Raw genomic sequence first — 8,653 nt, 5'->3', positions numbered from 1 at the left:
GACCCGGGGTGCCGCGAGCCGCGCCGCGCGGGTGCTGCGCGTCGGCTTCGTGGCCAGCGCCGCCAACGAGCTCACCCAGCGGATCGTCGCCGAGTTCGCGCGCCGCCGCCCCGGCTGGAAGGTCGAGCTGACGCAGACGGCGTGGGACGACCCGACCGCGGGCCTGGCGGGCGGCACGGCCGACGCGGCGTTCATCCGCCTGCCCGTCCCCGGCGAGGAGGGCTTCGGCCTGGAGGTGCTGCTCACCGAACCCCGTTGGGTGGGGCTCCCGTTGGGGCACCGCCTGGCCGGGCACGACGTCGTCGACTTCGCCGACCTGCTCGACGAGCCGTACGTCGCCGCGCCCGCAGGCACCGGCCGCTGGCGCGACTACTGGCTCGCCCTCGACGAACGCGCGGGCCGCCCGGTCACCATCGGCGCCACCGCCCACAACCCCGACGAATGGCTCACCGCCATCGCCCACGGCCACGGCATCTCCCTCACCCCCGAGGCCACGGCCCGCTTCTACCAGCGCCCCGACGTCGTCTACCGCCCGGTCCGCGGGGTGAGCGAGAGCCAGGTCGCGGTGGCGTGGACGCCTCAACCATCCGATGTCGTACGGGACTTCGTGGCGGCGTGTGTCCAGCAAGCCCGAGGGGGTCTGCCCGCACGGAGCCCGGAGGAGTCCGAGGACCACGCGCCCGAAGGCCGATAGGGGCGGACGCTACCCGCTACCCGCTACCCGCCGACTACCCGTCCGCCAGCAACCGGGAGATCCGCTCCGGCGCGACGGGCCGCGAGTACCACCAACCCTGCCCGGTGTCGCACCCGATCCGGCGGAGCCGCTCCGCCTGCTCCGCCGTCTCCACGCACTCCGCCGTCACGGTGAGCCCGAGCCGGTGCGCCAGCTGCACCAGCGCCTCCACGATCATCGCGTCGGCCGGGTCCGCGGGCGCGGCCCCCGCCTCGATGCCCTGGAAACCCCGGACGAACGCCCCGTCCAGCTTCAGCACCGACACCGGGAGCCGGCTCAGGTACGCGAGGTTCGAGTACCCGGTGCCGAAGTCGTCGATGGCGATGCGCACGCCCATGTCGCTGAGCGCCTGAAGCGCCTGCAGCGGCCGCCCCGCCGACCCCATGACGGCGGACTCGGTGAGCTCCAACTGCAGCAACTCCGGGGCGAGTTCGGTCTCCGCGAGAATGCGTGCGACGTCGGACACCAGATCCGAGTCCCACACCTGGCGCACCGCCACGTTCACGCTGACGAACACGGGCGGCACCCCGGGGTGCTCCAGCTGCCAGCGGCGCGCCTGCGCACACGCGGTGCGCAGCACCCAGCGCCCCAACTGGACGATGGAGCCGTCCTCTTCGGCGATCCCGATGAACCGATTCGGCGTCAGCAGACCGAACTGCCGGTGCCGCCAGCGCACCAGCGCCTCGACCCCGCGCAGTCCGCCGTCGTCCAGCTGCACCAACGGCTGGTACTCCAGGGCGAATTCACCCCGCTCGATCGCGGGCCGCAGCTCGGACGACAGGGCCTGACGGGTCATCCGATGGGCGTTGCGCTCCGGCTCGAAGAGCGTCCAGCGCGCCTTGCCGTCGGCCTTGGCCCAGTACAACGTGGTGTCGGCTGCCTGCATCAGGCCGGTGGTCGTGGTCCCCGTCACCTGCCGCTCCACGACCCCGATCGAGGCCGACACGGACAGTCGCTGGCCGGACAGGTCGAACGGCTCCTGCAGCGCCCTGAGCACAGACTGCGCGAGCTCCGTCACCTGCTCGGTCCCGGTGGAGTCCTCGACGAGCAGCGCGAACTCGTCGCCGCCGAGCCGGGCCACCAGCGGGGCGCCGGCGGAGTGCCGGACCCGGCCCGCGCAGGCCGTGAGCCGCTCGGCGACGGCGGCGAGCAGCCGGTCGCCGACGTGGTGGCCGAGGGTGTCGTTGACCGCCTTGAACCCGTCGAGGTCGAGGTAGCACAGGCCCACCCGCCCGGTCGCGCCCGTGATCTCGTACGTCCCGGCCTCCAGGGCGGCGGCGAGCCGCTCGAAGAACAGGGCGCGGTTGGGCAGCCGGGTCACCGGGTCGTGCATCTGCAAGTGCCGCAGCCTGGCCTGGAGTTCGCGGTGCGCGGTGACGTCGCTGAGCGAGAGCAGCACGAGGTCCGCGTCCGGCACCGGCGACACCGTGATCCGCACCCACACCGAGTGGCCGGCGGCGTGCTTGATCCTGCGGGTGCGGCCGAGCCGCGCCTGCCGGCCGCGCAGCACCTCGCGGTACGCGTCCCAGGTGCGCGGGTCGGAGGAGAGGTCGAGCAGCTCGGCGGCGACCTGCCCGAGGAGCGGCTGCGCGTGCTCGCCGCGCAGCAGCGCGTACGCGGCGGCGTTGGCGCCGACGACGAGACCGTCGCGGTCGACCAGCAGCATGGGCTGGGGCGCGGCGAGGAACGCGGCCCCGTGCACCGCCTTCGGCGGCTGCTCGGGTGTGCGGCCACTCTCCGTGAGGATTTCGGGTCGCGGGGCGGGGGGCGCCGCCTCCGCCGCGGTCGTGGGCCCTTCGGGCTGTGCGCTCACCGCTCGCTCCCGCAGTGCGTCGTCTGGTTGCGTGGTCTGGTGCAGCCGGGTCCCGGCAGAAAGTGTGCCGATCATAGAGGCCGCTAGGAGGCCCTATCCAGCCTCGTGCCCGCGACAGCACGGTTCCAGACGGGCTGAGTGCGACTCGTCGGACCGATTCTGCCCACCCGCGGGCGAGCTTCTTCCGCTCCCCGATCACGTGTGACGTTCCGTGACCGGTCAGGGCGTCACCCCCTCACTCATCCGGGCCAGATAAACAGGGCAAAGCAGATCAAATACCCACACTCTGGGTGCGGTGTCTCAGATTCCCCTCCCGGAGGTCGACTTGCCGCGTCCGCAGCCACTCGGGGGAGTGGACAAGCCCCGCCTGCGTGCCACCGCGGCGGCGCTGACCGCTCTCGCCGCCCTGGCCGCCACAGGCCTGGTCGCGGGGCCCGCGGCCGCCGCCCCGTATCCGGGCCCCTGCGCCCTGGAGCGCACCGCGGCCCACCACTCCGAAGGCCTCGACACCTGGAACGCGTCCTACCCGCGCCCCAAGAAGACCCTCAACGCGGTGATGGTCTTCCTCTCCTTCCCGGACGCGCCGCCGCTGACCGACCCCTCGGAGCTGACGGCCGACTACTTCCCGGACACCAGCCGCTTCTTCGACCGGGCCTCGTACGGCAGGTTCTCGCTGGTGCCGCATCCGCAGCGCGAGTGGATCGAGATGCCGCACGACTCGACCTCGTACGAGATACGGCGCGACTGGGACGCGGCCCACCGCAGCGCCTACCTCCGCGACGCGCTGCGCGTCGCGGACCCGCACACGGACTTCAGCAAGTACGACGTCGTGTACTTCGTCGCCGATCCGGACGCGCCGGGCGTCGACTCGGACGCCACGAAGGTCGTGAACTTCGACAAGCCGATGCGGGCGGACGGCACCGACGTCCGGCGCATCGTCACGGTCTTCGAGCAGCACCCGCCGGACCACAACGTCCTCGCGCACGAGACCGGCCACGTCTTCGACCTGCCCGACCTCTACCACCGGCCCTCCGACGGCAAGGGCGACTGGGACACCTACGTCGGTGACTGGGACGTCATGGGCAGCCAGTTCGGGCTCGCGCCGGACTTCTTCGGCTGGCACAAGTGGAAGCTCGGCTGGCTGGATCCGCGGCAGGTGGCGTGCGTGACACGGACCGGCGCGACCCCGCTGACCCTGGAGCCGCTGAGCACGGCGCCGCACAGGGCCGGCGCCGCGTTCGGCACCGGCGACGGCACCAAGCTGGCGGTCGTGCGGACCGGGCCCTCCACGGCCATCGCCCTGGAGGCGCGGTCCGCCACCGGCAACGACAGCTCCACCTGCACCCAGGGCGTCCTCGCCTACCGGGTACGCAGCGACTCCTCGTCCGGCGGCGGCCCCGTCCAGGTCCTCGACGCCCACCCGGACACCGAGGCCTGCTACGGCGACTCGGTCTACCCGCCCCTGGCGGACGCGCCGATCGGCGTCGGGGAGAGCTTCACCGTGCCCGGCGAGAACGTCCGCATCGAGGTGTCGGACCGTACGGCGTCAGGCGCATGGACCCTCAAGGTGACCACCGGCTGACCCGGGGCGAGGCGCTTCGCGGACGGTGGCTAGGGCTTGTAGTAGGGGCCCCGTACGTACGGAGAGCCTCGCTTGTCTGTACGCCGCCGGGCACCCCAGCCCGGTCCCCGCGTCCACGAGGGACTCTCGCGCCGGTCGGGGGCGTGGGTGGCGAAGCCCCCGCACCGCGCGGCGGAGCCGCGCAAAAACAACGATGGCGGGACGGTTCGCGCTTTCCGCGAACACATCCCGCCACCGCCAACGTGCGCCGCCAGGGACTCGAACCCCGGACCCGCTGATTAAGAGTCAGCTGCTCTAACCAACTGAGCTAGCGGCGCCTGCTGACGTCGTAGACCTTAGCATCCTGATCGGCGGAGGGAAAAATCGATATCCGTACCTGCGTCCGGGCGGCCCGGACGCAGGCCCACAGGAGGACTTCCGGGCCCGGCAGCCAGGGGCGGCGGGTGTCGGGGGCGACCACCCAGCGGGACTCCAGGTGCTGGTCGGGGCGGGTCACGATGCCGGGCGTGGGTGCGGGGACGGTGACCGCGTCGCCGCTGCCGTGGCAGAGCAGGGGCGGCACCGCGGGGCCCCATTCCTCCCACTCCAGGAGCGAGGGCAGGCGCTGGGCGGTGCCGGGCGCCGTGAACAGGAGCATGCGGCCGCGGTGGGCGGCGACCGGGCCCGAGCCGGGGCCCTCGTCCCAGAGGCGGTCCAGCATCCGGCGGCCGAAGATCGCCGGGACGTTCACGACGTCGAAGGCCGAGCCGCAGGGCAGCACCACGGGGGAGGTGGGGCGGGACTGCCAGTGGGCGAGGGCGGAGCGCGGATAGGGCCCCGCGGAGGCGAGCCATGCGGCGCCCTCGGGGGTGACCCCGCTGACGTCGGAGGGGTCGTGGGGTGCGCCGGGGGCGAGGGCGACTGGGGGGTGTGCGCTGCTCATGTCCACTACATCTACAGGGCGTGAGGATGCGGCTCCCCAGGGTTGCGGGAAATCAGGACAGGAGGGGGCGGGGTGGAGTATCTTGCCCCCCTGGCATATGCCAAACGATCTTTACGGCCCCTTACTGAGCCTGCTCGGCGGCGCCCCGCAGCAGGTCGCGGCCGAACTCGACCATCTTCTTCGCATAGTCCTCGGTCCACTGCGCGCGCTCCGCGATGTCGGCCGTGGTCAGCCGGTCGAACCGGCGCGGGTCGGCCAGCTGGGCCGCCGCCATCGCCTGGAACTCGATGGACCGGTCCGTCGCCGCCCGGAACGCGAGCGTCAGCTCCGTGGCGCGGGCGAGCAGGTCGCGGGGGTCCTCGATGGACTCCAGGTCGAAGAAGTGCTCCGGATCGGCGGCGGCCTCCGCGGGCTCGAAGATGAGCGGGGCGGGGCGCAGCCGCGGCTGCGGGGTACGGGGCCGCTCGGGCTCCGCCATGGTGGTTCCTCCTAGTGCAGGGTTCCGGCCCGTCTGCTGCCCGGGCCACCTTCCATTGTCCGCGGGCCCGCAAGTGGGCCTCACCTACGGTGCCCAGGGCGCCCGGCACGCTGCCGGAGATGGTGCTCCGGCCCCACTGTTGCGGGTACCCCCGGGCCCGTTCAAGGTCGCCAGGGCACCCGGTGCTCCGCCAGTCTCGCCAGTACGGCGTGATGCGCCTCCCAGCCGTCGGGGAACTTCACGGTCACGCCCAATTGCACCGGCTCCGTCGACGGGTGGTCGTCGAGGAGGTCCGGGACGCCGGCCCGGCAGACCACGATGCATGCGTGCCGGTGCCGGGAGGCCAGCACGCACAGGCGGCCCGTCTCCAGGTGGAACGCCGTCGCGTCCGGGCGGCCCGACAGGGGGTGCAGCACGACGGTCACGTCGAACTCGCGGCCCTGCAGCCGGTTCGCCGTGTCCACGGTGACGTCCCGTACGCCCAGCTCGGCGAGGGCGGAGCGGACCGCCGCCGCCTGGTCGCGGTGCGCGGTCCCGACGCAGATCCGGTCGGCGGTCAGCGGCGCGGCCTCGGGCCCCCGCTCGGAGAGCGTGGCACCCTCCCGGTCGAGCAGCCGGCGCACGACGAGCGCCAGGGCGCGCACCGCCTCCGGGTCCGTCCGGGGCGTGTGCGCCGCGGGCAGTTCGAGCAGGCCCCAGCCCGCCGCGGCCGCCTCGTCGATGACCCGGTCGGGGCCCGAGCCGTCGGACGGCACCCGGAAGTCGATCCTCCGGTCGCCCTCGTCCGTGCCGCTGCGGAACGGCGTGTAGGGATAGAACGCGCCCGACACCAGCTCCGCCGCCGAAGCGGGCAGCCGCCACGACACCGGCAGTTCGTGCTGCGGCAGCTCCGGGTTGTGGGCGAGCAGCGTCGCCACCGCCGAGGCCGACGGGTCGTACGAGAGCCCCGCCCACTGCTCCGCGCCGACCGTCGAGAACGGGTCCAACTGGCCCGGGTCGCCGACGAACAGCGCCCGCTCGAACAGCCCCGCGACGGCCAGCAGCGCGTCGGAGCGCATCTGGTACGCCTCGTCCACGATGGCGTGCCGCCACGGGTCGACGTCCTTCACGTGCGCCCACTTCGCGGCGGTCGACACGACCACCGGCAGCGGCGCCAGGTCACCCGCCTTCGTCGACGTGCGCACGTTCGCCAGATCGTCGAGCGCCTTGTCGTACGCGTCCGGGTCGCTGCTGTGCAGCCGGCCCACCGCCAGCTCGGGGCTCTTCTCGTGGAGACGGACGACGAGGTCGTCGACCTGGGCGTTCGTCTGCGCCACGATCATCAACGGCCGCCCCGCACCGGCGAGTTCGAGCGCGGCGCGCACGACGAGCGTGGACTTCCCGGCGCCCGGCGGGGAGTCGACGACGACGCCGCGCGCGTCGCCGTGCAGCGTGTCGCGCAGGATGGCGTCGGTGGCGCGCGCGGCCTCGGCCCCGGGATCGAAGGCGGTCACGGTGTCCACGGTGCTCACAGGATGTCCTCCGAGGTCACGGCGTCCGGTGTCGCCTCGCCCGTGCCCGGCGGGCCGCCGTGCGTCCACGGCGTCTCCTCCGGGTCGGGCAGCTTGGGCCCGCCGCGCTGCTCGTGCTCGAACAGCGTCCAGCACACCCGCGCGCCCTTGTCCGGCACGGTCCCGTCCTCCGGCTCCTTGCCGCGCCCCATCTTGTCCAGGAGCCTGAGCACGACCAGGCCCGCACCCTCGTACGCCACGAACTCCGCGCTCTGCGGCTTGCCTTCGAGGGAGCGGTACACCTTCACGCGCTCCGCGAGGTGCGGCGTGTCGTCCGTGCGGACGGTGATCAGCGGGCGGGGGCGCTTCTTGTCGTTGTACGCCGGCACGACCTCGGTCACCTCGCCCGCGAAGGCCTCCCCGGCGAGCCGGCGGGCCGCCATCACCAGCGGGTCGTCGAGCGCCTCCTGCGCGTCAAGGCGGGCCTGCTCGCGCTCGCGCGTCGCCAGCTTGTTCGCCGCGGTCACCGCGTCGTCGCGGCGCGGCTGCGGCGGCTCGCCCGCGGCCACCCGGTCGCGGTGCCCGGTGAACGACCAGCGGTCCCGCGTCCAGCGGTCGGCGGCGCGGGGACCCTCGGGCAGCGTGCACAGCAGGTCCAGGCCCCGCCACACCGCGTCCCACGTCGGGCGTGTGCGGGACTCGACCAGGGCGTGGATCTCCCGCTCGGCGGCGGTGAGTTCGGCGAGACGGCCGTCGGCCACCACCGGGTCCTCGGCCGCCGCCAGCTTCGTACGGGCCCGGTCGTAGCGCTCGATCGCGGGCGCGAGCAGCTTGTTGTCGAAGGCCGGATCGGTGGCAGGGCCGGCCGGCGGGCACAACAGCTGGCCGTCCGCGCCCCGGGCGATCTCGGCGCGGAGCGCGGCCTCCGCGCCCGAGGTGCCCTCCGGCGCTGCGATCCAGGCGAGCAGCGCGCCCAGGTGCTGGTCCTCCAGGCTCGACTGGCCCGTCGCCCAGTGCCGGGACAGCAGGTCCGTCATGGACAGGAGGAGGGAGGAACCGGGGACGCGGGCCCGCTCGCCGTAGTGCGTCAGCCAGCGGCCGAGCAGCGGGACGTGCGGCGGGGCCGGGTACGGGGTCTGCGGGTCCTGCTCCGCCGTGCGGCGAAAGCGCATCGAGCGCCCCAGCAGCCGGACGAACTCGATGCCCCCGCGGCTCGGCACGATCAACTGCGGCGCGTCCGCGCACAGTTCGACCTCGACCTTGACCTTCTTCCCGGTCTCGGGGTCGGTCTCGCTGCGCTCGGCGGCCTCGACGTCGGCGGCGTACGTGTCGACGTACGGCAGGACGGTCTGCGCGAGCTGCGTCAGGAACGTGAAGCGCTGGTCGCGGTCGCGCGGCTGCGGGACGACCAGCAGGCGCGGCGATGTGCGCTCGGTGCCGACGAGGGCGCCGAGCGGGGCGCCCGTCTCGCCCGCCGTGGTCAGCGGCACGAGGACCAGCGGCCTCTGGGACAGGTGCCGGTGGCAGACCGTGGCCGTGCGCTGGGCGCGCCCGGTGCTGGTGGCCTCCAGGCGGGCCAGGTGGTGGATCAGGCTCACAGGGCGGCCCCCTGCAGCGCCTCGGCCCGCAGGGCGG

At 73.7% G+C, this 8,653-nt stretch carries 7 protein-coding genes and 1 tRNA gene; 2 read left to right on the top strand and 6 right to left on the bottom strand.

The window, feature by feature from the left end; all coding sequences use genetic code 11:
• Positions 1-694 (top strand): LysR family substrate-binding domain-containing protein (locus G3I40_RS29105; RefSeq protein WP_164305506.1); only part of this gene is annotated, 694 nt, incomplete at its 5' end.
• Between the two features lie 34 nt (positions 695-728).
• On the opposite strand, the gene G3I40_RS29100 is transcribed toward G3I40_RS29105, so the two are convergent.
• Entirely contained in the window at positions 729-2,546 is a 1,818-nt protein-coding gene (locus G3I40_RS29100; RefSeq protein WP_343245051.1) for an EAL domain-containing protein, read from the bottom strand.
• A gap of 295 nt (positions 2,547-2,841) precedes the next feature.
• Between G3I40_RS29100 and G3I40_RS29095 the strand changes: the two genes are divergently transcribed.
• Positions 2,842-4,128, top strand: a complete 1,287-nt coding sequence (locus tag G3I40_RS29095) for a M6 family metalloprotease domain-containing protein (protein WP_164305502.1) — start codon at positions 2,842-2,844, stop codon at positions 4,126-4,128.
• A gap of 243 nt (positions 4,129-4,371) precedes the next feature.
• Here G3I40_RS29095 and G3I40_RS29090 read toward each other — a convergent pair.
• The 5 genes from G3I40_RS29090 to G3I40_RS29070 form a co-directional block, all read right to left on the bottom strand.
• A tRNA-Lys gene (locus G3I40_RS29090) sits at positions 4,372-4,445 on the bottom strand.
• The gene (locus G3I40_RS29085; protein WP_164305501.1) at positions 4,436-5,050 is read right to left on the bottom strand and encodes a bifunctional DNA primase/polymerase; all 615 of its coding nucleotides are present in this window, start codon (positions 5,048-5,050) and stop codon (positions 4,436-4,438) included. Before G3I40_RS29085 ends, G3I40_RS29090 begins: the two co-directional genes overlap by 10 nt.
• A gap of 121 nt (positions 5,051-5,171) precedes the next feature.
• Positions 5,172-5,528: a hypothetical protein gene (locus tag G3I40_RS29080; protein WP_164305499.1), complete on the bottom strand. Its 357-nt coding sequence runs from the start codon at positions 5,526-5,528 to the stop codon at positions 5,172-5,174.
• A gap of 161 nt (positions 5,529-5,689) precedes the next feature.
• Positions 5,690-7,039, bottom strand: coding sequence for an AAA domain-containing protein (locus tag G3I40_RS29075; RefSeq protein ID WP_343245050.1), 1,350 nt, complete (start codon positions 7,037-7,039; stop codon positions 5,690-5,692).
• The gene (locus G3I40_RS29070) at positions 7,036-8,616 is read right to left on the bottom strand and encodes a hypothetical protein (protein ID WP_164305497.1); all 1,581 of its coding nucleotides are present in this window, start codon (positions 8,614-8,616) and stop codon (positions 7,036-7,038) included. Before G3I40_RS29070 ends, G3I40_RS29075 begins: the two co-directional genes overlap by 4 nt.
• Positions 8,617-8,653: the final 37 nt, after the last annotated feature.

Source organism: Streptomyces sp. SID14478 (assembly GCF_010548525.1).
GTDB lineage: Bacteria > Actinomycetota > Actinomycetes > Streptomycetales > Streptomycetaceae > Streptomyces.
This window is presented reverse-complemented; position numbering and strand designations above follow the sequence as displayed.